This window comes from Candidatus Thiopontia autotrophica (assembly GCF_982804495.1).
In genome coordinates this window covers 1-25,109 of sequence record NZ_CEYDPX010000022.1, presented here as the reverse complement: position 1 = coordinate 25,109, position 25,109 = coordinate 1, and the positions used below count along the sequence as shown (strand labels likewise).

Below are 25,109 nucleotides of genomic sequence, written 5' to 3'. Positions count from 1 at the left end.
TCAGTTTGATGGATTGCGTATTTTGAATACCGTTCCCTTGCACTGGGGACATTCTGGAATAACTGATGTCTTATCAATCTTGATGGTTTTCCCGCACTGCACACACTCCAGTTTGCCCATCCCTACGACCTCACCGCTATGGTAGTTTTGAGCATGACGTGCTGCTGCATCCAGACGGGTTAGTGCAATCTGGGTGGGGTCTGCAATTTGGGCAAATAGATCTTTGAGTCTATCCTCTATCAATGTCTCTTCCATATGGAACCAGCGCCCCAGGTCTTCACCAGTCTCCGCCAGATAACTTCCTGCCGCCTCCAGATCTCTCTCCAGGTACTCTCCTATCTGTTCAACCTCTTCCCTGGTTAGTTCGTCAAGATCAGATATCTTCTCTTTTGCATCATCAATTAACTGTTTTAGCGATGGCAGATGTTCCCTGTTTTCGTTGATTGCATCCTGAAGATGGTCTCGCATGGTGTGGTAGAGCTGGATAAGTCGAGATTCTTTGTTTGAGGGCATGAGGTATTCCTGAATCAGTAGTTTTGGTATCTATATCGTAGCACTATTTGCCGGTTTTTTTCGATTCAGGAGGTGGAGTGGGGTAACATTACCGCTTTCGAAAACATTGAATAAGAGTGATGGAAAGAGGATTCATGGAAGAGCAGTATCACCCGCAGGAGATTGAGCTGGAGGCACAGCAGTTCTGGGAGAAAACTCAGACCTTTAGGGCGGATGAGAATCCTGTAAAGGAGAAGTTTTACTGTCTTTCAATGTTCCCCTATCCTAGTGGCAAGCTCCATATGGGGCATGTACGTAACTACACTATTGGTGATGTGATCTCCCGATATCAGCGGATGCAGGGCAAGAGCGTGTTGCAGCCAATGGGTTGGGATGCTTTCGGCCTTCCTGCCGAGAATGCAGCAATTAAGAACAAGGTCGCTCCTGCCGAGTGGACCTATCAGAATATGGATGAGATGCGCGGACAGTTGCAGCGTCTCGGTTATGGTTATGACTGGTCCAGGGAGATCGCCACCTGCCGTCCGGAGTACTATCGTTGGGAGCAGTGGATGTTTACCCGCCTTATGGAAAAAGGGTTGGTGTACAAGAAGAATGCAGTAGTGAATTGGGATCCGGTTGATCAGACTGTGCTGGCAAATGAGCAGGTAATTGATGGTAGAGGATGGCGCTCCGGGGCAGTGGTGGAGCGCAGAGAGATTCCGCAGTGGTTCATGAAGATAACGGATTACGGTGATGAGTTGCTGGATGGCCTGGACAATCTTGAGGGGTGGCCAGAGGCAGTGAGAACAATGCAGGCTAACTGGATTGGTCGTTCCGAGGGGCTAGAGCTCCAGTTTGGGTCGGCAGGTGAGCCACTTACTGTATTCACCACTCGCCCTGACACCTTGATGGGGGTCACCTATGTGGCTGTCGCAGCTGAGCACCAACTAGCTGTTCAGGCAGCAGAGAACAGCCCGCAACTACAACAGTTTCTGGATGAGTGCAGCAAGATGGAGACATCCGAGGCTGCAATGGAGACTATGGAGAAAAAGGGTATGGCTCTTGGGGTGACTGTATCCCATCCTGTTACAGGTGATTCTATTCCGGTCTGGGTCGCCAACTTTGTACTGATGAGTTATGGCACAGGTGCTGTTATGGCTGTTCCTGCACATGACCAGAGGGATTGGGAGTTTGCCACTAAATACGGTATTGAGATCAAGCCGGTTATTAGACCGGCTGATGAGGATGGGTCTGATGTGTCAGAGTCGGCATATACAGACAAGGGAGAACTCTATAACTCAGATCAGTTTGATGGCCTTGATTTTACTGGGGCACTGAATGCTATTGCCGATTATGTTGAGGCTGCAGGGAAGGGGCAGAGAAAGGTAAATTATCGTCTGCGCGACTGGGGGGTTTCTCGTCAGCGTTACTGGGGATGTCCGATTCCTGTCGTGAACTGTAAAACCTGTGGGGCGGTGGCTGTACCCGAAGAGCAGTTGCCAGTGGTGTTGCCTGAGGACGTGAGGTTTGATGGTATCGGCTCGCCTATCAAAAAGATGCCGGAGTTTTATGAGACCACCTGTCCCAAGTGTGGTGGTGCGGCAGAGCGAGAGACCGATACCTTTGACACCTTTATGGAGTCATCCTGGTACTACGCCCGTTACAGTTGTCGCGACCAGAATGAGAAGATGCTCGATTCCAGAGTGGATTACTGGGTACCGGTAGATCAATATGTTGGGGGTGTAGAGCATGCTATCCTCCATCTGCTCTATTCTCGCTTCTACCATAAGCTGTTGCGTGATGAGGGCCTGCTACACTCTGATGAACCCTTCAAGAACCTCCTGACTCAGGGGATGGTTTTGAAGGATGGGGCAAAGATGTCCAAATCCAGGGGCAACACGGTTGATCCGCAAGGCCTGATTGACCGTTATGGTGCAGATACCGTGCGCCTCTTTATCATGTTTGCAGCACCACCAGAGCAGTCGCTTGAGTGGTCTGACTCGGGTGTTGAAGGTGCTTACCGTTTTCTGAAAAGAGTGTGGAAGCTTGTCTATGCGCACGTCAAGGCTGGTGTCTGCAGTGGAGTTGAGACGTTGCAGGGCAATCAGAATTTGACCAAAGAGCAAAAAGATATGCGTCATGCAGTTCACCATACGATTCAGAAGGTGGGGGATGATATTGGTAGGCGTATGATATTCAATACAGCTATAGCGGCAGTTATGGAGTTGACTAATCAGATTGGCAGATACAACGATAAATCTGAACAGGGCAGACTGGTGATGCAGGAGGCGCTTGAGTCCGTGGCCCTGTTGCTCTCCCCAATGGTTCCTCATATCTCCCACAAGCTGTGGAGTGCTCTGGGGCACGATGGTGCAGCGGTAAATGTTGCCTGGCCAGAATATGATCAGCGCGCCATGGTAAAGGATAGTATTCAGATGGTGGTTCAGGTTAACGGAAAGCTGAGGGCGAAGCTGGAAGTTGCGGTTGATACCAGCAAGGATGAGATAGAGAGGATGGCGGTCGAGGACGAGAATGTAGTCCGTTTTACCGAAGGAAAAGAGGTAATTAAGATTATAGTGGTGCCGGGGAAGTTGGTTAATCTTGTGGTAAAGTGAATATGATGAGACCGATAAAGAGAATTCTGCTCCCAACACTGTTGACCCTGCTTGTGTTGCAGGGGTGTGGCTTTCATCTGCGTGGTGCAGTGATTCTGCCGGATGAGATGGAGGCAACCTGGGTTGATGGTTCCGGGGTCTCTGTAGAGTTGGTCCGCTCTGTCAGAGAGGGGGTTCGCCGCACCAATGGCGGGGTTGTCTCTGGTGAGTCAGATGCAACTGCGATCCTGGAGTTGAGCAATGAGACATTTTCTCGTCGTGTCGCAACGGTTGACAGCAGTACCGGCAAGGTAAGTGAGTATGCACTTGACTATCAGGTTGACTGGAAGCTTAGATCGGTAGATGGAGCGTTGCTTGATCAAGGCCATCTTAAGCAGAAAGAGAGTTACAAATATAGTGGTACAGAGGTGCTTGGGAAAGAGCAGGAGGAGAAGTATCTGCGCGAGGTTATGATTCGTGAAGCGGTTCGTGATCTGTTGCGCGCACTGCGTCGCCGATGAAGGTCAAACCGGAATCACTTGCAAACCACCTGAAGGGAAAAACTGCTCCAATTTATCTGTTGAGTGGTGATGAGCCGCTGCTGTTACAGGAGGCAGCAGACCAGGTGCGCTCAGCACTTAAGAGGGAGGGTTATGAGGAGCGTATAGTTCTTGTAGCAACCAGGGAATTCAATTGGAGCGAGTTGGCCAGAGAGGGAAATGAGCTGTCGCTCTTTGCAGAGAGAAAGGTTGTTGATCTGCGCCTCCCAACCGGAAAACCTGGCAGGGATGGCGGCAAAGCTCTGGTTGAGTGGTGTGAGAATCCCCCTGAAGACAAGGTGCTGCTTATCGTATCCAGCAAGCTTGATAAGGCATCACAAAAAACCAAATGGTTCAAAACAGTTGAAAGTGCCGGTGTCACTGTGCAGATATGGCCGGTTGAGGCAGAACAGATGGCACAGTGGGTTGCAGACAGAATGGAGAGCATGGGGTTAAGGACAACTCCGGGCGTGGCGGCGATTGTGGCAGAACGGGCAGAGGGCAATCTGTTGGCGGCAGTTCAGGAGCTTGAGAAGCTGGTGCTGTTTGTGGAACCAGATACAGCAGTTGATGAAGAGACCGCGAATAGAGTGGTGTCAGAAAGCTCAAGTTTTAATGCCTTTAAACTTGCAGATGCTGTGCTGGAGGGTAATAGAGCAAGAGCGCTGCGTATTCTGCATGGATTAAAAGGTGAAGGGGTCGCGATTCAGGTGGTGCACTGGTCTGTGGCACGAGACTTTCGTGACCTCGCCGCAATGGGAATAGAGCGTAATCCATCAGCCTACAAGCCGTTGGAGTACAATCCCATGTGGTGGAAAAAGCAGCCTCTTTTGATGGCTGCACTGAACCGTATAGGTGTCCCTAAAATCACTCCTCTTGTTCGTCAGCTTGGCCTTATTGACAGAGCTGGCAAAGGGATGATGGACGGTGACCCCTGGAGTGGTATGGAGGATTTTGTGGTTCGTGCCACTGTAGCTTAGACAGGAAACAGATATGGATATTCAAAAGTATATGCAGGAGGTGGGGGAGCGTGCGCGCAGTGCCTCACGCGCCATGGCCAGAGCTGAAACAACATCAAAAAATATGGCGTTGGAGGCAACGGCTGATCTTCTGGAGCACTCTATGGAGCAGCTGCTGGGGGAAAACCGGAAGGATATGGATGCTGGTCGGGAAAGAGGGCTGGATGAGGCTCTACTGGACAGGCTTGAACTGAATGAAGAGCGTGTACATGGTATGGCAGAGGGGTTGCGCCAGATTGCGACACTGCCAGACCCTGTTGGTGAGATTACAGACCTTAACTATCGTCCTTCCGGAATTCAGGTTGGCAAAATGCGTGTACCACTTGGGGTGATCGGGATCATTTATGAGTCCCGTCCCAATGTAACTGCAGATGCAGCAGCCCTCTGCCTGAAGTCAGGTAATGCAGCTATTTTGCGGGGTGGATCTGAGGCGTTTCACTCCAATCAGGCAATTGCTGCTCTTATTCATCAAGGGCTATCTGAGGCAGGTCTGCCAGCAGATGCGGTACAGGTTGTTGAGACAGCAGATCGCGAGGCGGTTGGTGAGCTGATCACCATGAGCAGCTATGTTGATGTCATCATTCCTAGAGGAGGCAAGGGGTTAATAGAGAGAATCAGTGAGGATGCAAGAATTCCAGTGATTAAACATCTTCATGGGATCTGTCATGTTTACATTGATGGTGATGCAGATCAGTCGAAAGCGATTGATATTGCATTCAATGCCAAAACCCACCGTTATGGTGTATGCAACGCAATGGAGACACTGCTGGTAGCGAAGGATGTTGCTTCTCAGTGTCTGCCGCCATTGGCGAAACGTTATCAGGATAAGGGGGTTGAGTTACGTGGTTGTGAGGCTACCCAAAAGATTTTGCCTGGCATTGTTGCAGCAACTGATGAGGATTGGGATGAAGAGTACCTGGCTCCGGTTCTCTCCATTCGTGTAGTTTCTGGGTTGAACGGAGCGATGGATCATATTCATCAGCACAGCTCTGGCCATACTGAGTCTATAGTGACTGAGAGTTACAGTCGTGCGCGGCGCTTTATGGCAGAGGTGGATTCAAGCTCGGTCATGGTCAATGCGTCAACCCGTTTTGCAGATGGCTTTGAGTATGGTCTGGGTGCAGAGATTGGCATCAGTACGGACAAGATTCATGTGCGTGGTCCAGTTGGACTTGAGGGCCTTACCTCGCAGAAATTTATTGTGCTGGGGGATGGACATATTCGTAAATAACCACCAAAGATGAAGCCAATAGGTATTTTCGGTGGAACCTTCGACCCCGTCCATTTTGGACATCTTCGTCCTGCACTGGAGGTGTGTGAGGGGCTGGATATGGATCAGGTACGTTTTGTTCCCAGCAGATTTCCGGTACATCGTGGTCAACCAATAGCTCCGCTGAATGATCGTATTAGATGGCTACAGATAGCCATTAATGAGTTCCCACAATTTGAGGTTGATCTGCGTGAGGTAGAGAGGGATGAGCCATCATGGATGGTGGTCACCCTTGAATCAATGGCCAGAGAGTTTCCGGATAGACCACTATGCCTGATTATGGGAATGGATGCATTTTCAAAAATTGGTGGTTGGCACCGTTGGAAAGAGCTATTTCAATACGCACACATTGTGGTAACCCACAGGCCTGGATTTGAATATCCTGAAGGTGAAGAGTTTGATGCACTATTAAACGAGCGTGAGGCTGGGCAGATAGAAGAGCTGCACTGTCTGGCGGCAGATGGTGGAGGGAAAGTTATCTTTTTTCCTGTAACTCCTCTGGAGATATCATCAACCGGGATTAGAGAGATTGTAAGGGATGGAGGTGATTCTGGTTTGATGGTGCCTGAAGCAATAAGAGATGAAATAAACAGCTGTTATAGAAAAAATTGAATAGAGGACTAGAGTAGAAATGTTAATTGATGATCTGGAGCAGCTTGCAATTAATGCACTGGAAGAGCTAAAAGGAAACGATATATCAGTTATGGATATATCCGAGATGACAGATGTAACCAATCGGCTGATTATTGCCAGTGGAACCTCCAATAGACACGTCCGTTCTCTGGCGGAGAATGTGGTGGTAGAGGCAAAGAGAGCAGGGGTTCTTCCTCTTGGTAGAGAGGGAGAGGGTTCAGGCGAGTGGGTATTGATTGATCTGGGCGATATTGTGGTGCATGTAATGCTCCCTGAAACCAGAGACTATTATAATCTGGAGAAATTCTGGACAGACTTCAAGCGGGAGGAGGGGTGAAAATCACCCTGATTGCTGTTGGGCGCAAGATGCCAGGATGGGTTGAGGAGGGGTTTTCAGAGTATGCTCGCCGCATGCCAAGAGAGTGCAGTTTAAGTTTGGTGGAAGTTGAGGCAGAAAAGCGAGGGCGTAGTAGCTCTCCAGCAAGGTGGATGGAGAGCGAGGGCAAGAGAATTATCTCGGCACTTCCCAAGGGAGATATGGTTGTTGCACTGGATGTAAAGGGGGTCTCATGGTCAACAGAGAAGCTCTCATCAAGTTTGGGCAAGTGGATGCAGAGTGGTGTTGGGGTATCTCTTCTGGTTGGTGGCCCAGATGGCCTTTCACAAGATTGTCTGCAGCGGGCACAGCAGCAATGGTCACTCTCCAAACTTACACTTCCTCATCCGTTAGTCAGGGTTGTGGTTGCGGAGCAGCTGTACAGAGCGTGGACAATTTTGAATAATCACCCTTATCATCGTTCATAAAACTGATTATTCATAAAACAAAATCAGGGAGGATGATTTGGTCACAAAATGACTTAATCAAAGCTTCCTTGGGTTAAAATCTAGCCTAACTATGTCTATCTCAAGAGTGAGCAATTTGTGAGTACAGAAATCCTTATTAATGTAACGCCACGAGAGACTCGTTCTGCAATGGTTGAGAATGGGGTTCTGCAGGAGATCTATATTGAGCGCAGAGACCACCTGAGTATCGTTGGCAACATATACAAGGGCAAGGTGAGCCGGGTATTGCCGGGCATGCAGGCTGCTTTTGTGGATGTTGGGCTGGAACGGGCAGCTTTTTTACATGCATCTGATATCCGCCCCAAAGAGGTGAGCGAGGAGATTGAGTGTGATCATGAGCCTGATCAGATTACTGATCTGATATCAGATGGTCAGGAGCTTATGGTGCAGGTGGTCAAGGATCCATTGGGTACCAAGGGTGCTCGCCTAACCATGCAGATATCTATTCCATCCCGTTATCTTGTATTTCTACCGGCAGTTCAGTGTGTGGGAGTATCACAGAGAATTGAGGAGGAGGGGGAGAGAGAGCGTCTACGGGCGATGATTCAAAAAGCGGTGATTGCTGGTGGTTATGGAGGTTTTATTGTTCGTACGGCAGGGGAGGGTGTTCCCGAGGATGATCTGCTACATGAGGCCAAGTTGCTGTACAAGATATGGGAGTCTGTCCAGGAGATAAACAGAACCGCCAAGGCGCGTACGCTCATCCATAGCGACCTGCCACTGGAGCAGAGAATCATTCGTGACCAGTTAAAGGATACGATAGAGCATGTCAGAATTGATTCTAGACAGGCTTTTGAGAGATGCACGAAATTTGCGGCACAGTTTAATCCGGAGTTGGCATCCCGGGTTGAGTACTACCCCGGAGAGTGTCCAATTTTTGATCTCTATTCTGTCGAGGACGAGATCCAGAAGGCGCTGCAGCGTAAAGTGCCACTAAAGTCCGGGGGGTACCTGATCATTGATCAGACCGAGGCGATGACCACAATTGATGTCAACACTGGCTCATTTGTAGGGCACCATAATCTGGAAGAGACAATTTTCAAAACCAACCTTGAGGCAACGCAGACCATTGCGCGTCAGCTGAGGTTGAGAAACCTTGGGGGGATTATTATTCTTGATCTGATTGATATGGAGGATGAGCAGCATCGGCAGCAAGTTATGCGCTCACTTCAGAAGTATCTTGATCTGGACCATGCAAAAACTCACATCAGCCAGGTCTCTTCACTGGGACTGGTTGAGATGACCCGCAAGCGAACACGTGAGAGTCTGGAGCATGTGCTCTGTGAAGATTGTCCAACCTGTGGAGGCAGGGGGCACATCAAGACAGCAGAGACGGTCTGTTATGAGATCTTCCGTGAGATTATCAGGGAGTCTCGTCAATATGATGACTCCAAAGAATTTCTGGTGCTTGCAGCACAGGAGATTACAGATCTGTTGTTTGATGAGGAGTCGGCAAGTCTGGCAGAGCTTGAGGAGTTTATCGGCAAGCCGGTTCGTCTTCAGGTGGAGACCTACTATACACCGGAACAATTTGATGTGGTTCCAGTCTGATTGCCCGATCTGGTGACAAAGTTGATGCAATTTATTCGCAGCCTCTGGGGGACATTCTGGATTCTTGCAGCTACAGTTTTGGTTACAGCAGCACTGCTGACGGTGTTGATGCGCACGGTGTTACCAGGTACCGGTCTCTTTCATGATGATCTGGAGTCATGGATTGAGGCAGAGATTGGGGTCCCGCTATCTATAGAGGATATATCACTTTCTCTGGATGGTCGCATGCTGGATATTTCTGTCCACCACGTTATTTTGTTTGATCCGGAATCGGGAAAACCACAAATATCCTTTAAGAGTGGAGGGATCAGGGTTGATCTGCTCTCCTCATTTGGATTTGGTGAGGTTGTGACCTCAGTGTTATCAATTGAACGTCCAAAACTGTCAGTTGTTCACCATGAGGATGGCAGTCTGACTGTTGATGGGTTTGGTGGTGATGGTGACGGAGAGGTTGAGAACCTCTCTTCATCATCTATTGGTTGGTTGTTAAGTCAGCCATCGGTAGTAGTTGAGGATGCAGAGATCCTGATTACAGAAAAACGTTTTGTAAATATGCAGTGGCATCTTTCTGATGTTGATCTTGCACTCGTAAGTTCAGGTTATCGTCATCAGGCAACAGGCAGTGTGATATTTGGGGAACAGCCATCAAGTCCAGTCAAGCTTGATCTGGAGTGGTTTGGAGATCTGTTCACTCCGCAAGGATGGGATGGTCAGATGCATCTTCAGGGAGACAGTATCGAGCTTGCCGGTTTGATTGGGAGTAAGGAAACCCCGTGGCTCTCATTGGTACAAGGTAGTTCAGATATTGAGTGGTGGGGTGAGTGGCTTTCCGGACAGCTGGAGAAGGGACGTGCAACTTTTGACAGAGATGATGCCTTTATAGAGTCACCAGGTCTTGCGGGTGGTGAGTTCTTCTGGAAAAAACAGCAAGACCAGGAGTGGCGACTACAGATGGATAGTCTGGTGTGGGGAGGGGAAGAGGATAGTAAGCGCAAAAATCACCCTGCCTCAGCACTGATTGAGCGAAAAATAGATGAGTCTGGCAATGATGTCTTGATGGGGGCGATTGACCGAGTTCATCTGGTCTCTTCACCAACGCTCTCTGGTCTCTATGCAACATTTACAAGTGGTGAATATGGGGTGCTGGCATCTGGTGATCTGCAACAGATTAAATTCAGATCATATCCAGATAGTGCTGGATTGATGAGCGGTATTGAGGCGCAGATGGATCTTGCCCAGATCTCCATTCATGGATTGAAGAGTGTTGATGGATATTCTGTTTCCGGAATAAATGGTCAGCTACAGGTGAATGGGCAAGAGGGGATATTTTCTCCTGCGCCAGGGAGTGTGTTATTGGAGCTGGATGGTATTTATACGGATCCAGTTAAGCTGGATCTGCATCAGAGCAAGATTGCATGGCAGCAGCTCAAGGAGGGCGTGCTGCTTTCATCGAAATCATTACAAGCATCTTTTGGTGCACTGCGTGCCAATGGTAGAGCAGAGATTTTGATGCCGGCAGGGGGAGGGTCTCCAATACTTGATCTTCAGGCTCGGGTTAAGGCGGATCGGGTGTCTGATTTAATGGCTCAGTTACCAGAGCAGAAAATGAGCCCACGCCTGGTGAGGTGGCTGAAGAACGGGTTGTTATCAGGTGAGCTCAAAGAGGGTACATTTCTTCTTAAAGGAGCGCTGGATAGTTTTCCCTATGCGCAGGGTGGTGGTCAATTCAGGACAGAGCTACAGATTCATGACCTTGACCTCAACTACACTGATGGGTGGCCCATCGTAACCAACGGTAAGGCTCTATTGAGCTTTGATAGTGAGTCTCTACAGGTGAAGATAGATGGTGGCAAGATTGATGGTCTTCCTCTGAACAGGCTCACATTAGAGACCAAAAAGTTGGGTAAAAGCCCTCTGAAAATTTATGGACAGATTGTAAGTGATAGTAAGAAACTGATCCATGCACTTGGCAGTACTCCATTAAAAAGGAAATCTAAACGTATAACCTCTATTGCCTCTCTGGAGGGAGATGCGATCCTTAACCTTAAGATTGAGGTGCCAATAGGTGTCAATGTTCCAGTACAGGCAAATGGGTTTGTGGAACTCCATAATAATAGGTTAGTGGCCGAGGGGATGAATATTAGCGTTAATGAACTTCATGGGAATATTGAATTTGATAATGATGGAGTATCCATTGAGCATGCCAAAGGAGAGTTCCTGGAATCCCCGCTGCTGATTACTGCGTTTAGCTCTGGTGATGATAGACAGAGTGAGTTGGTTATTAATGTGGAGGGAGAGTTACAAAAGAGGAGTGTGGAGCAGTGGTTGAACGAGGGGTGGGAAATCAATATATCTCCATTTGTTGGTGATGAAGGTGACAGCCCAACCTCAATGGTTCACTGGGGTGGACGTATTAAAATCGGGATATATGAAAATAGTAGTGGCATTGATGATAAAACGGTAGGTATTGATCTGCACTCAGATCTTAAAAATATAGCCCTGAGTCTGCCGACACCACTTGCTAAAAGTCTGAATGAGAGTTGGCCTACTACACTCTCTCTGAAATTTGACAATGGAGATCTACAGAACCTGGATCTATTGAGCCCTGACCATGCCAAGGTACAGTTTGAATACATTAAAGAGAGTGATGAGTGGAGTGGAGTGGTTCTGCTTGGTGATCTAGAGAGTGGTGATGTAATAGGTGATGGTGAACGTGGTCTATATGTTCAAGGCAGGGTCAATCAGTTAAATCTGGGAGAGTGGATCAAGCTGCAGAAAGAGATAATGGGTGGTGAAAGAGATGAGTTTGACCATTCCAGATTTAATCTACAGAGAGTGGCGATTGATGCCGTTGAGGCCGATCTGTTTGGCCTGCGTCTTGATAATCTTGCAATGATGGCTAATCCCCACCAGGACGGGTATTGGGGTGTTGGCCTAAGTAGCGATCAACTGCAGGGAAAGGCCAAAGTGCCGGTTAGTGAGGAAGATCCGATGATCGTTATCATGGATCGTATATGGTTGGGAACAGAGGGTGGGGTAGAAGATAAAGAGAGAGACGGTGAGTATCTGAATGTAGATACTGATCTTGATCTTTCATTGGTTCCTGTCATGAGTGTAGTAAGCCAGGACACCAGGATTAACGGTATAGATTTAGGAGAGCTGAACCTGCAGACCAGAAGCACAGATAATGGCATATTTTTTGATGATGTAACTCTTGATTCAGAGGTTATGAAGGTTTCTGCACAGGGGGGGTGGCTGCAACGGTCAGGGTCATCACTGTCCAGATTCAATATTCACATAACGGGCGATCAGCTTGGAGAGATGCTTACCCTGTTTGGATATCAGGGTGATATAGATAAGGGGCAGACATCGGTCCAGATCAAGGCTGAGTGGCCAGGAAATCCGGCAGATTTATCTCTTGGTAAGATGGATGGGAATCTGGATATTTCAGTTGGAAAAGGTCATCTCAGGGATGTAGATAACAGTGTCGGCAGAGTGTTTGGGTTGCTGGGCATCCATACCTTGACTCGTCGCCTGTCACTGGATTTTTCTGATATTACAGATAAGGGAATGCCATTTGATATCATCGAAGGATCCTTTGAGCTTAAGAATGGCCACGCACATACACGACCTGAGATGAAGATTGATGGCCCTACATCAACTATAAGGATTGCTGGCAGAACAGGTATTGTGGCCCAGGATTATGACCAGATTGTATCGGTAAGCCCAAAGGTATCAGAGACGCTACCGGCAACAGGAGCACTGGTTGGCGGACCTGCGGGGGCAGCAGTTGGCGGGGTTGTGTTGCTTTATCAGAAGTTATTCAAGAAAGAGGGACTTATAACAACACGCTACACCCTGACAGGAAGTTGGGACGATCCAAAACTTGAACCTATAAAAAAGAAAAAAGCCATTCCTCCAGTGAGTGAGCCGTTTTTTCCATGACTGAAAATGGAGTTTCAGAGATGAATAGAGTGCAGTTAGCCACGGACCTGCTGCTTGATCCGGGCGAGATATCGCAAGACGTGATCGATAATACACTACACCATATTATGGGAAGAGAGATGGATTATGCTGATCTCTATTTCCAGCAGAGCCACCATGAATTCTGGTCGCTTGAGGATGGTGTGGTACGTGATGGAAGTTATGATATTGATTCTGGTGTCGGGGTTAGGGCAATCCATGGAGAGAAAACCGGGTTTGCCTATTCTGACGAGATTAGTGCCAAGGCTCTGATGCAGGCTGCTGAATCTGCACGAATCATTTCCAGAAGTGGCAGTAGTGGGAAAACAAAAGTAGCTGGTATTTCTGTAGGTGGTAAGGAGAGACAATCTCTTTATCTTCCAGTTAACCCACTGTTGTCAGTGACTGCAGCAGAGAAGGTTGAGTTGCTTCAGCACCTTGATAGATGGGCACGTATGGCAGATCCACGGGTCATCCAGGTTATGGCTAGTGTAGCCAGTAGCTACGATGTGATTATGGTTGCAGGTAGTGATGGCACCTTTGCTGCAGATGTGCGTCCACTGGTGCGACTTAATGTGTCTGTGATTGTGGAACAGGATGGGCGCAGGGAAAATGGCTCTTCCGGGTTTGGGGGGCGTTCTGATTTCTCACTATTGATGAATTCTGATGACGCAAAACATAGTGCCAGGGAGGCTGTAAGGCAGGCACTGGTAAGCCTTGAGGCAGAGGATGCACCAGCTGGAGCAATGGAGGTAGTGTTGGGAAATGGATGGCCAGGGGTATTGTTGCACGAGGCGGTTGGCCATGGCCTGGAGGGGGACTTTAATCGCAAGGGGACATCGACATTTTCCGGCAGATTGGGCGAGCAGGTTGCCAGCCCGCTATGTACTGTAGTGGATAATGGAACTATGGAGGGGAGGCGAGGATCTCTCAATATTGATGATGAAGGGACAGATACAGAGAATAATGTACTGATTGAGAATGGGGTTCTTAAAGGGTATATGCAGGATAAGACCAACGGCCGTTTAATGGGAGTATCCTCGACAGGAAATGGACGCAGAGAGTCATATGCCCATCTGCCGATGCCTAGAATGACAAACACCTATATGCTGCCAGGCGAACAAGATCCACAGGAGATTATTGAATCGGTGAAGCATGGGATCTATGCGGTCAACTTTGGTGGAGGTCAGGTTGATATAACCTCAGGAAAATTTGTATTTTCTGCCAATGAGGCATATCTGATTGAGAATGGTGTTGTAAAGCACCCACTTCGTGGAGTAACCCTGATAGGGAATGGACCAGAGGTGATGTCAAGGATAACCATGGTGGGTAGTGATCTGGAGCTGGACCGTGGAGTGGGGGTTTGTGGTAAAGATGGCCAGAGTGTTCCTGTGGGGGTTGGTCAACCCACCCTGAAAATCAGCGAACTGACTGTTGGGGGTACTGAGGTATGATCGGCACCGAGCAGATGGAACTTGAGGATATGACTCAGCAGATCCTGGATGAGGCAAAACATCAGGGGGCAACGGCTGCTGAGGCAGGAAGCAGTATTGAGAATGGATATTCAACCAGTGTAAGAATGGGTGAGGTGGAGACCATTGAGCACCACAAGGATCGTGGCATGGTGGTTACGGTCTATTTTGGTAATAGAAAAGGGACTGCAAGCACCAGTGATTTCTCTGTTGATGCTGTACGCGCAGCAGTACGTGCTGCATGTGATATAGCACGTCATACGCAGGAAGATGAATATGCCGGGTTGGCAGATCCAGCGCGGTTGGCGACAGAGCTCCCGGATCTTGAGTTGGAGCATGGCTGGGATGTAGGGGTAGAGGAGAGTATTGATGTGGCCAGAGCCTGTGAATCTGCAGCGCTGGAGAGTGACGATCGTATCAAAAATTCAGAGGGTGGAGCTGTAAGTAGTCACCATTCAATCAGGGTATACGGTAATAGCAATGGCTTTCTTGCTGGATATGGTGGCACTCGTCACGGCATAAGTTGTTCGGTAGTGGCAACAGACCAATCCGGGATGCAGAGAGATTACTGGTCAAGTTCGGCACGTGATCCGCGACAGTTGGAAAGTGCAGAAGAGGTTGGTAAAAAATCGGCAAAGCGTGCAGTGGATCGGCTTGGTGGCATGAAAGTGGCAACAGGAGAAGCTCCGGTTCTATTTGCAGCACCTGTGGCCGGGAGCCTACTGGGCCATCTACTCTCCGCTATCAGAGGAGGAAACATATATCGAAAGGCATCTTTTTTATTGGACCGGCTTGGGGAGAGGATATTTCCAGATTTTATAACGATCTATGAGAGGCCTCATCTGCATGGAGGATCAGCAAGTTCCGCTTTTGATAGTGAAGGGGTTAAGACAGAAGAGAATAGTTTTGTAACTGATGGAGTTCTCTCCAGCTATGTTCTTGATAGTTATGCTGCCAGAAGATTGGGTATGGAGACTACCGGGAATGGTGGAGGGGTGCGCAATCTAAGAGTAACTCACGGTGATGTAGGTCTGGACGGCATGCTGAGCAAAATGGATAGAGGACTGTTGGTGACCGAGATGATGGGACATGGGGTAAATGCCATTACCGGAGACTACTCCAGGGGAGCTTCCGGTTTTTGGGTTGAGGGCGGTAAGATTGTTCACCCTGTAGACGAGATTACAATTGCCGGAAATTTACGGAATATGTTCAGTCAGATTGTTGCAGTAGGAGATGATGTTGATCCGAGAGGCAATATTCAGACAGGATCTATTCTTTTGGAAAATATGAGTATTGCAGGAGAGTGAGACACCTTGCTCAAACCAGAAATAGTGTTGCCAGCCCCAGGAATGAGAGAAAACCTACGACATCGGTTACAGTAGTCAACACTACGTATCCTGCAAGTGCGGGGTCAATTCCAACTTTCTTCTGTATAACAGGGATAACCACCCCGGAAAGCGCAGCAATAATCAGATTGATGATCATTGCTACGGCTATGATCCACCCCAGTTGAATATCATCAAACCAGATCCATGCAACTACACCGACTACGACAGCCCATAGTGCTCCATTGAGTACTCCAACGGCAGATTCCTTGGCAATCAGCCAGCGTGTATTGGAATCATTGATCTGATTCAGGGCGATACCACGAATAACCAGAGTCAGAGTTTGGCCTCCTGCAATGCCTCCCATGCTTGCAACAACCGGCATTAATACTGCGAGTGCAATTACCTGTTGCAGAGTATCCTCAAAAAGACCTATAACCCAGGCGGCAAGAAACGCAGTTGCCAGATTTAGGCCAAGCCACAATGTGCGTCGTCGTACACTTGCTCCAACAGGGGCAAACATATCCTCTTCTTCATCAAGACCAGCCCGTCCTAGCAGCGAGTGGTCAGCTTCATCTCGCATTACATCTACCACATCATCAATGGTGATACGACCTAGCAGTTTCCCCCGTTTATCCAGAACAGGTGCAGATATCAGATCATGGCTCTCAAATAGATTCATAACCTCGGTATCAGCCATCTCTGCAGAGATAACATCGCACTCCTTTATCATGACATCTTCAACGCTGGAGTCAGGATCCATCGTTAGCAGGGTGGCGATAGGGAGTAGCCCTAAAAAGAGATCATCACGATCAACTACCATGAGGTTATCAGTACCCTCAGGTATTGTTCCACGCATACGAAGATAGCGCAGAACAACATCCAGATCGATGTCAGGACGAACCTCAATGGCATCGGTATTCATCAATCCGCCAGCACTATCCTCTGGATAGGAGAGAACCTCTTCGATTTGCTGACGGTTTTGCTGATCCATTGACTGCAGAACCTGTTGAGTCTGGCTATATGACATATCCTGAAGCAGGTCTGCCATATCATCAGTATCAATTTGGGATGCGGCTGCAGCCAGCTCATCGTTATCCATCCCCTCAAGGAGAGCTGAACGAACCTCATCATTAAGGTGAGGGAGAATTTCTGCCCGTTGATCAGGAGTCAGGAGTTCCCATAGTTGTGGTCGCTCTCTGGGAGGAATGGATTCAATCAGATGTGCACTATCTGCTGCATGGAGATCCCCAAGAAGCGTCTCTACAGGCGTTAGATCATTATATTCGATGGCTTGGGTAACAGATGAGACCCACTGTGCTCTCTTTTCCTGTTCTGGGGTGTCTGCCATAACTGTTCCTGCGGTCTCTGTTATTCGTGGTCTGGGTTAGAGCTATTTAGTTGTTCGAACAGGCGGCGTACTTCATTGTGGAATGGGGATTTCAGTATCTGTTCGGCTTGAGGCTCTACAATATCCAGCCGTGTGTTAAGCACCACCTGTTTAACCTCTGAGAGTGCAGATGGGTTCATGCTGAACTCTCTTAACCCCATTCCCAACAGCAGGCGTGTATAACGGTCATCCCCAGCCATCTCTCCACACATGGATACAGGGATACCGTATTTGTTGCCCTCCTGAATAACACGGTGAATAAGTCTTAGTATCGATGGATGGAGCGGATCAAACAGGTAATTTACCTGGTCATCGGTACGGTCAATAGCCAGAGTATATTGAATAAGATCATTGGTGCCTATGGATAGAAAATCCATTTTTTGGGCAAATCCATCAGCTGACAGTGCGGCACCAGGTGTTTCAATCATGGCTCCGATCTTTATTGCGTCATCAAAATCAACTTTTTCACTCCGGAGATTCTTTTTCTCTTGAGTAATATGGTTCTGAACTTGAGTGATCTCTTGCATGCTGCTCACCATTGGAAGCATCATCCGAATATTTCCATGAGCAGAAGCCCGCAAGATGGCGCGTATCTGAGGTATTAACAGGTCAAGATTCTTCAAGGATAGGCGAATTGCTCTTAATCCCAGGGCAGGGTTGTCAGCACCTTCCATATCGGCAATGGCTGGAATTGGTTTGTCGGTTCCAATATCCAGGGTACGTATGGTTAGTAGTGCTCCATCTATTTTCTCAATTACAGCTTTGTAGTTCTCGTACTGCTCTTCCTCTGTTGGCAGATCATCTCTGTTAAGAAATAGAAATTCAGTGCGGTAGAGACCAATATCGTTACACCCAACCTGATGCATTGCAGTTATATCGTCTTGCAATTCAACATTAGCCTGCAGAGAGACGGGGGTGTTGTCTCTGGTAACAGCGGCCTGAGAACGTAGCTTTGCCAGTGCGTCCTGTCGCAGTTTGTGGTTATTTTGCAAGTTTTGGTAGTAGTCAATTGTCTTCTCATCCGAGTCGATAAGAATCATCCCACTATCACCATTAATTATTAGTGGTTCACCATCACGAAGATAGCGATGGACATTCCCCGCCCCCATTACAGCAGGTATATGGAGGCTTCTGGCAAGGATGGCGCTGTGGGAATTGGGTGCACCATGTTCAGTAATAATGCCAGCAACATTCTGATGATGAAATTGGAGGATATCGGCAGCAGTCAGGTTATCGGCAACGATAATTCGTGCTGTACTCTCCTCTTCCGGCTCCATCAACTCCTGAGTATCAGTCTCTTGTTGTAACAGGAGTTTCATGATGCGGTTTATTACATGGTCAATATCATCTTTTCTAGTGCGAAGATATGGGTCATCCATCTCCTCAAAAACCTGTACCAGAGTGTCACGCTGCTGTTTTAGTGCCCACTCCGCATTACACTGCTGGTGTCGAATCATTTTGGTTGGTGCACGGCTAATAGCACTATCTTCCAGCATCAACAGGTGTGCATCAATAAAATCTGTAACCTCTCCAGAGACACCTACCGGTACCGATGATCTAAGCTCAATCAACTGCTCACGCGCAGTCTCCAGCGCACTGGTATAGCGATCAATTTCAGAGTCAATCAGATAGTCCGGAACAGTATATTCGGCAATATCAGGTTGGCCGTGCTCCATAAGGTAGGCCTGCCCAAGAGCAATTCCCTTGGCCACACCAATTCCATGAAGCATGATACTCATTGTTGTTTTTCCGCAGAACCTAAGTCAGTAAGATGTTGAACGACCTGGGTTTAAGTTAATATTAACGATGGCTTCCCAACTTCTCTTTGTGCTTAATAACCTGACGATCAAGCTTGTCTATCAATCCATCGACGGCGGCATACATGTCCCCATCAACACAGTCGGCAAAGATCTCTGCGCCGCTAACGTGTAGAGTAGCCTCAGCTTTCTGACGTAATTTCTCAACACTAAGGACGACATGAACATTGGTTACATTGTCAAAATGGCGCTCCAGTTTATCCATCTTTCCAGTAACGTACTCATTCATTGATGGTGTGACTTCAACATGGTGTCCAGTAATATTTAGCTGCATAGTGCTTTCCTTAATCTTGTTGTAATAATCGTTTACGTTCATTCGATGGGGGAATCGAAAGAATGTCCCTATATTTTGCCACGGTTCGTCGGGCAACTTTTATCCCTTTTTCAGCCAATAAGATAGTAATACGGTTGTCACTTATGGGCTTTGAGGAGTCCTCATTATCCACGATTTGGCGAATTATCGCACGTACTGCAGTTGCTGAGGTTCCATCTCCATCTGCTGTATTCAGTTGGCTTGAAAAGAAGTATTTTAGCTCAAAGAGACCTTGAGGGGTCTGTGCATATTTATTGGTGGTAACTCGCGAGATAGTAGATTCATGCATCTCAATGGCATCTGCTATGGTGCGCAGGGTAAGTGCCCGCATCTTTTCTGCACCAGATTCAAGAAACTCTGACTGAACCTGGAAAATATGAGAGGCTACCTTGAATAGCGTCTCATTTCTGTTCTGCAGACTTTTTAGAAACCAGCGCGCCTCTTGGATATTTTTGCTTATGTACTCTTTGTCGCTACCATTACGTGATTTCCCTTTAATAGATTGGTAGAAGGGGCTAATTCTAAGTTTCGGGCTGGTTTCTGGAGTCAACTCAATTGACCATTGGTCACCATCTTTTTGTACTATCAAATCTGGAATGACATATTCTGTGGATGTAGACTCAATCTTGTCTCCTGGATGAGGATTCAGGTTTCGAATCAGGACTAATGCCTTTAGCAGGGTCTCATTATTGGTTGATAGTTTTTTACACAGCAGTTCACGGTTCTGTTCAGCAATCAGGTTGAAATAGTTTGTAATCCAGTTGATCGCCACATTCTGTGCAGGATCCTTCTTCTCTAATTGGTGAAGTTGTATAAGTAGACATTCACGCAGATCACTTGCTCCAACACCGGGAGGATCAAAATATTGTATCTGATGTAACTGGGTTGTCAGCTCTTCCATCTCAACAGGAGGATCAAGTTGAATTGTATTTATTAATTCATAAAGAGGGGTTTCAAGATATCCGTCTGGGTTGATGGCATCAATTAATGCAATAGAGATACCGTGGTCACGTTCCGATAGGGGGATGGTGTTCAGTTGCCATATCAGATGGTCATGTAGAGAGTCTGTTGAAGAGTGACTGTCCTGGGGTTCTAAATTATCCACCGGCGAGCTATTGCCAAGCATGGATGGAATATCATAGGTGTCTTCCCAGCTGCTGTCGGTTTCCAGCTCATCAGGCAGGGAGCTCTCCTTGTCGTTGGCCACAGTTTGTTCGTCATGTTCGCCTTCCTGTTCATGTTGAGGTTCGTTGTCCTCATCCTCTTCCAGTAGCGGATTATTTTCCAGTATCTCTTGAACCTCTTGCTGTAACTCAACAGCAGAGAGCTGCAGCATACGTATTGCCTGCTGTAGTTGAGGGGTCATTTTAAGTGTCTGACCAAGACGTAGATTAAATGATTGATTCAGCATATGCGGGCTGTAGTTACATCTGAAATTGATGCCCCAGGTAGACTTGCCGAACCTGATCATGCTCAAGAATATGGTCAGGGTTGCCCTCGGCAATTACTGTTCCTTCATTGATGATATATGCGCGATTGCATACCGACAGAGTCTCTCTGACATTGTGGTCGGTAATTATTACCCCTATTCCACGTTCCGCCAGATGCTTGACTACTTTCTGAATATCAATGACAGATATAGGGTCTACTCCAGCAAAAGGCTCATCCAACAGGATAAAGCTGGGATTTGCAGCCAGGGCGCGAGCAATCTCCACTCTTCTGCGCTCACCACCAGAAAGGCTAATCCCTTTTGTCTCTCTGATATGGGTCAGATGAAACTCCTCCAGCAGCTCATCCATCTCAACCCTCATCTCATCATCACTGAGATCTTCCCTGTATTGAAGAATCGCAAGCAGATTGTCTTCAACAGATAGTTTTCTGAAAACAGAGGGCTCTTGGGGCAGGTATCCAACCCCCATGCGTGCCCGTTGGTGCATGGGATATTTTGTGAGGTTGGTGCCGTTTAGGAAAATAGTTCCATTGTTGGCCTTGACCAAGCCTACAATCATATAGAAGGCTGTTGTTTTGCCGGCCCCATTGGGTCCTAGTAGTCCAACAATCTCCCCGCCTTTAACATTAATGGAGACATCCTTAACAACCTTCTTTTTTCCAAAACGTTTTTCCAGGTGTTTTGCAGAGAGTACAGGTATATCAGTTGTGACTTCCTGAGCGGTCATGGGGCGTCTGGTTGACGGTAGTCAGAGATAACATGGTCACAGGTCCCCGGAGCGCTATCCGGACGAAAGATGGATTGAACCCGTGCTTTTGCACGCATCACATCTTTTTCGATATCGTAAATTATGCGCATTCCCTTCTGTTCACTACCCTTCTGGCAGAATATGGCATCCCCCAGAAGACGGATCTCATCAGGATCAACCTGATAGACAATACGTTTGGCAGTACCCTTTACCGGCTTCTCTCCGGGGTTTGGCGTCTGTTGAAAATATGCGCGTTTCTCTCCATCCCCATAAATCAGGGCCTTGGATACTTTTTTGTCAGGAAAAAACACCTCTACACGATCCGCATCAATCTGTAGAGATCCCTGGATCATCCGTACATCATTGGTGTAGATGGCATAACCCTCCTTTTCTCTTAGTTCTGCAGACTCTGAATTAATCTCAAGCGGCTGATCTTTGTCTGTTGGCAGGGCAAACAGAGTAGATGAGAGCAGTGTGGCTATGGTAAAAAATATCTTGCGATGCATGGTTTGTACCTCTCTTATTTGTAGTGCCCGGATGAGCTTTTCAACAGGTGGATCTCACCGGTATCAAGATGTAGCTCTGCTCCGGTGGATGTGGTTGTAGTGCGATCTGTGGTGAAGGTTATCAATTTATCGGTTTTCATGGAATTGCTATCCAGAAACAGTTCGGCCTCCTCGGTCTCCATTCTGGAGAAGCGAGGACTCTTTGGGAATTTCTGGTTGGCAATTACATTTCCTCTCATAGTGACTCTATCCTCCTCTTCCCACAGTGTGCCTTCATCAGCACTTAGATTCCATGGTGGATCTTCAGCACTGTAGGTGGTTGCGCGAGGCTTAATTAGCTCTTCCCGATTATCCTCAGGGTAGTGGTCAACACGATCAGCGCTGAATGTGCTGGCTGTGTCTCCGGAAAGATTCATCTGTTTTCGATTCAGCTTAACAACAAAGTAGTCTGTCTGTTGTGCGGTTTTTTGTTGAGATGGTGGCGGGTCAGGGATCAGATACCATGTTGTTGCGACAGCAAGTATAAGGATAATGGTGAGAATATTTCTGCTGGACATGATCTGTTTTGGTGGGCCAGTCTAGTTGGATGTACCCGCAACCTGCCCTTCAATCATGGGCTGTAGTGATCCCTGAGCCTCCATAATTAGTTCACATGCATCACGTGCGGCACCGTGTCCCCCTTGTTGCCGGGTAACCCAGTGGGAACGGGAGCAGACCTCGGGGTGAGCGTCTGCAACTGCAATTGCCAGTCCCACTCGAGACATGACTGGCAGATCGATAATGTCGTCTCCTACGTAGGCAATGGCATCATGCTCAAGACTCATCTCATCTGCAATACCCAAAAATGCAGGTACCTTGTCGGACTGGCCTTGATAGAAGTGACGAATACCAAGATTTTTCATCCGGTGTGCCACTACATTTGATGAGCGTGCAGTAATGACTGCAACCTCTACACCGCTACGCATAAGCATCTTCATCCCAAGTCCGTCTCTGGAGTGGAATGCCTTGTACTCCTGGCCGTCATCTCCAAAGAAGAGGCGGCCATCAGTTAGTACGCCATCAACATCAAAAATAACCAGCTTGATTTTTTCTGCCCTGGCTCTGAGTTCGCTGCTTATTTCAATTGTCATGACTCTTATACAGCCTTTGCGTGGAGCAGATCAAGCATGTTGAGTGCACCAATGATCTTTTTTCGGTCATCAACCACAAAGAGTCCATTGATATTTTTTTGATCCATAATGCTGAGAACTTCCTCAACCAGGAGATCCTCTTGCACGGTCGTGCAGTTGCTGCTCATTACATCATCAACCGGAGTTATCTGAAGATCAATCTGTTGATCCATGGTACGGCGCAGGTCTCCATCTGTATAGATTCCAACTATCTCTCCTTGTGGATTAACCACGGCGGTCATCCCCAGCCCTTTTGATGTCATCTCCAGTAGCGCATCACGTACTATGGCGCCCGTTTGTACTGATGGCATACGTTCCCCTTTGTGCATGATGTCACCAACACGAAGCAGCAGTCGTCTTCCAAGTGCCCCTGCAGGATGAGATCTGGCAAAATCCTCTTCGGTAAAACCGCGATGTTCCAGCAGAGCAACAGCCAAAGCGTCTCCCATAACCAGGGTTGCAGTTGTGCTTGAGGTTGGTGCGAGTCCAAGTGGGCAAGCCTCCTTTTCAACGCTGACATCAAGATGAATATCTGCCGCATCTGCCAGAGTAGAGTTTGGGTTTCCGGTCAAGGCAATCATGGGGACCCCCAGCCGCTTGATGACCGGCAGCAGCATTAAAACCTCACTGGTCTCTCCAGAATTGGATAGTGCAACTATCACATCACTCTCCGTGACCATGCCAAGATCACCATGGCTGGCCTCGCCAGGGTGGACAAAAAAGGCAGGGGTACCGGTGCTGGCAAGTGTGGCAGCAATCTTGCTTCCAATATGGCCTGATTTTCCCATCCCTATTACAACGACGCGCCCAGCGCAATTCAGTATGGCATTACAGGCAGACTCAAAGGTGTGATCGATACGATCAAGTAGTGCTTCGATGGCCCGAGCCTCTTCCCGGATAACTGCCTTTCCAAGAGCTGAAAGTTTGGTTGTGTCATTCATTTTTTAATTAAGAGATCTCTCGGTTTTTGTTATTAAAGTGAATTTTTAAAAGCGCCCTAAAGTGTCTGATAGTACAGTAGTCCCAGATAGCTAAAGAAGCAAGCAAGAAGGATGGTCCCCTCTATGCGTCCTATGGTCTTGAGTGTAGACTGCTGGATGTCGGCCACTTGGCCATTGCTTCCAAATAGACGCACCATAATAAACAGCATTAGAGTGAGTGCGGCCATCACCATGAAATCCCGTGAGAGAACAGACGGCTCAATGATGCTTGGAGCAATTAGTCCGGGAAGAGCCAGAACGCCAAGGATATTGAACATATTGGATCCGATGATGTTACCAATGGCCATATCATGCTCCCTTTTCAAGGCAGCTGTTATGGAGGCGGCAAGTTCAGGCAGACTGGTTCCAATTGCAATAATGGTTAATCCAATAATCAGCTCACTAATCCCAAATGCCTGTGCTATCTCCACTGCAGCCCAGACAATCAGACGAGAACTCAGGAGCAGGGCAATAAGGCCTGCAACGGTCCAGAACAGAGCGCGTTTGATAGGCAGTTGAGGAATTTCTTCGCCAACCTCCGTGCCCAGGGTGTCACTGGAAGAGCTCTCTTTGCTGGTCTGGATCAGCCACGCCATTAGTAAAATCAGAGAGAAGAGAAGGATTGCTCCATCCATACGGTCCAGCGAATAGTCGAGCAATATCAACCCACAACCTATAGTCACCGCAATAAGGATAGGGAATTCTCTGCGTAGAATTTCGGAGCGGACAGTAATTGGGAGGATCATTGCAGTTGCACCAAGTACCAGGGCAATATTGGCAATATTGGATCCAATGGCATTGCCAATGCCAATGCTTGGGCTTCCCTCCATGGCCGCAAGTGAAGAGACCATCATCTCTGGCGCGCTGGTACCAAAACCCATAATTACAAGACCAATAATCAGGGGAGAGATGTTCATGTGTTGGGCAGTTGCAGCGGCACCCATTACAAAACGGTCAGCACTCCAAACCAGTATGGCTATTCCGGCTACTATGGCAATCAAGTTCTCGATCATAGGGGCATAGTATAAATAGTTG

General features: G+C 47.9%; 22 protein-coding genes. 11 read left to right on the top strand and 11 right to left on the bottom strand.

Annotated features, from left to right (window positions below; translation table 11 throughout):
- Positions 1-513 carry a zinc ribbon-containing protein gene (locus AC3ZFK_RS06980; RefSeq protein WP_487507194.1) on the bottom strand — a complete coding sequence of 171 codons (513 nt, stop codon included), beginning with the start codon at positions 511-513 and terminating at the stop codon, positions 1-3.
- A gap of 134 nt (positions 514-647) precedes the next feature.
- On the opposite strand from AC3ZFK_RS06980, the gene leuS reads away from it, so the two are divergent.
- From leuS to pmbA, 11 genes are all read left to right on the top strand, one after another.
- Positions 648-3,107 (top strand): leucine--tRNA ligase, encoded by a 2,460-nt coding sequence (leuS, locus tag AC3ZFK_RS06975; RefSeq protein ID WP_487507196.1) that lies wholly within the window; start codon positions 648-650, stop codon positions 3,105-3,107.
- Between the two features lie 5 nt (positions 3,108-3,112).
- Positions 3,113-3,607 carry an LPS-assembly lipoprotein LptE gene (locus AC3ZFK_RS06970; protein WP_487507193.1) on the top strand — a complete coding sequence of 165 codons (495 nt, stop codon included), beginning with the start codon at positions 3,113-3,115 and terminating at the stop codon, positions 3,605-3,607.
- A complete protein-coding gene (gene holA, locus AC3ZFK_RS06965; protein WP_487507192.1) occupies positions 3,604-4,605 on the top strand; it encodes a DNA polymerase III subunit delta in 1,002 nt (333 codons plus the stop codon). The genes AC3ZFK_RS06970 and holA overlap by 4 nt, the downstream gene beginning before the upstream one ends.
- 13 nt (positions 4,606-4,618) lie before the next feature.
- Positions 4,619-5,875: a glutamate-5-semialdehyde dehydrogenase gene (locus tag AC3ZFK_RS06960; protein WP_487507191.1), complete on the top strand. Its 1,257-nt coding sequence runs from the start codon at positions 4,619-4,621 to the stop codon at positions 5,873-5,875.
- A gap of 9 nt (positions 5,876-5,884) precedes the next feature.
- Positions 5,885-6,526 (top strand): nicotinate-nucleotide adenylyltransferase, encoded by a 642-nt coding sequence (gene nadD, locus AC3ZFK_RS06955; protein WP_487507190.1) that lies wholly within the window; start codon positions 5,885-5,887, stop codon positions 6,524-6,526.
- A gap of 19 nt (positions 6,527-6,545) precedes the next feature.
- Entirely contained in the window at positions 6,546-6,884 is a 339-nt protein-coding gene (gene rsfS, locus AC3ZFK_RS06950) for a ribosome silencing factor (protein WP_487507189.1), read from the top strand.
- A complete protein-coding gene (gene rlmH, locus AC3ZFK_RS06945) occupies positions 6,881-7,351 on the top strand; it encodes a 23S rRNA (pseudouridine(1915)-N(3))-methyltransferase RlmH (protein ID WP_487507188.1) in 471 nt (156 codons plus the stop codon). Before rsfS ends, rlmH begins: the two co-directional genes overlap by 4 nt.
- A 117-nt stretch (positions 7,352-7,468) precedes the next feature.
- Positions 7,469-8,941 (top strand): ribonuclease G, encoded by a 1,473-nt coding sequence (rng, locus tag AC3ZFK_RS06940; protein WP_487507187.1) that lies wholly within the window; start codon positions 7,469-7,471, stop codon positions 8,939-8,941.
- A gap of 24 nt (positions 8,942-8,965) precedes the next feature.
- Complete coding sequence (locus AC3ZFK_RS06935; RefSeq protein WP_489433760.1) at positions 8,966-12,886, top strand: YhdP family protein; 3,921 nt, start codon at positions 8,966-8,968, stop codon at positions 12,884-12,886.
- A 20-nt stretch (positions 12,887-12,906) separates the two neighbouring features.
- Positions 12,907-14,358: a metalloprotease TldD gene (gene tldD, locus AC3ZFK_RS06930; protein ID WP_487507185.1), complete on the top strand. Its 1,452-nt coding sequence runs from the start codon at positions 12,907-12,909 to the stop codon at positions 14,356-14,358.
- Positions 14,355-15,683, top strand: coding sequence for a metalloprotease PmbA (gene pmbA / locus AC3ZFK_RS06925; RefSeq protein WP_487507184.1), 1,329 nt, complete (start codon positions 14,355-14,357; stop codon positions 15,681-15,683). The genes tldD and pmbA overlap by 4 nt, the downstream gene beginning before the upstream one ends.
- 10 nt (positions 15,684-15,693) lie before the next feature.
- Here the strand turns inward: pmbA and mgtE are convergent, their stop codons facing one another.
- The 10 genes from mgtE to AC3ZFK_RS06875 all read right to left on the bottom strand — a co-directional run.
- The gene (mgtE, locus tag AC3ZFK_RS06920) at positions 15,694-17,052 is read right to left on the bottom strand and encodes a magnesium transporter (protein ID WP_487507183.1); all 1,359 of its coding nucleotides are present in this window, start codon (positions 17,050-17,052) and stop codon (positions 15,694-15,696) included.
- Between the two features lie 20 nt (positions 17,053-17,072).
- Positions 17,073-18,830, bottom strand: a complete 1,758-nt coding sequence (ptsP, locus tag AC3ZFK_RS06915; protein WP_487507182.1) for a phosphoenolpyruvate--protein phosphotransferase — start codon at positions 18,828-18,830, stop codon at positions 17,073-17,075.
- Between the two features lie 61 nt (positions 18,831-18,891).
- Entirely contained in the window at positions 18,892-19,182 is a 291-nt protein-coding gene (gene hpf / locus AC3ZFK_RS06910; RefSeq protein WP_487507181.1) for a ribosome hibernation promoting factor, read from the bottom strand.
- A 10-nt stretch (positions 19,183-19,192) separates the two neighbouring features.
- Entirely contained in the window at positions 19,193-20,632 is a 1,440-nt protein-coding gene (locus tag AC3ZFK_RS06905; protein WP_487507180.1) for an RNA polymerase factor sigma-54, read from the bottom strand.
- A gap of 13 nt (positions 20,633-20,645) precedes the next feature.
- Positions 20,646-21,371 (bottom strand): LPS export ABC transporter ATP-binding protein, encoded by a 726-nt coding sequence (gene lptB / locus AC3ZFK_RS06900; protein WP_487507195.1) that lies wholly within the window; start codon positions 21,369-21,371, stop codon positions 20,646-20,648.
- Between the two features lie 23 nt (positions 21,372-21,394).
- Complete coding sequence (gene lptA / locus AC3ZFK_RS06895) at positions 21,395-21,925, bottom strand: lipopolysaccharide transport periplasmic protein LptA (protein WP_487507179.1); 531 nt, start codon at positions 21,923-21,925, stop codon at positions 21,395-21,397.
- A 14-nt stretch (positions 21,926-21,939) separates the two neighbouring features.
- Positions 21,940-22,482, bottom strand: a complete 543-nt coding sequence (gene lptC / locus AC3ZFK_RS06890) for an LPS export ABC transporter periplasmic protein LptC (protein WP_487507178.1) — start codon at positions 22,480-22,482, stop codon at positions 21,940-21,942.
- A gap of 21 nt (positions 22,483-22,503) precedes the next feature.
- Positions 22,504-23,055 carry a 3-deoxy-manno-octulosonate-8-phosphatase KdsC gene (gene kdsC, locus AC3ZFK_RS06885; protein ID WP_487507177.1) on the bottom strand — a complete coding sequence of 184 codons (552 nt, stop codon included), beginning with the start codon at positions 23,053-23,055 and terminating at the stop codon, positions 22,504-22,506.
- Between the two features lie 5 nt (positions 23,056-23,060).
- Positions 23,061-24,035: a KpsF/GutQ family sugar-phosphate isomerase gene (locus AC3ZFK_RS06880; protein WP_487507176.1), complete on the bottom strand. Its 975-nt coding sequence runs from the start codon at positions 24,033-24,035 to the stop codon at positions 23,061-23,063.
- Between the two features lie 56 nt (positions 24,036-24,091).
- On the bottom strand, positions 24,092-25,109 hold a 1,018-nt coding region (locus AC3ZFK_RS06875; RefSeq protein ID WP_487507175.1), incomplete at its 5' end, for a calcium/sodium antiporter.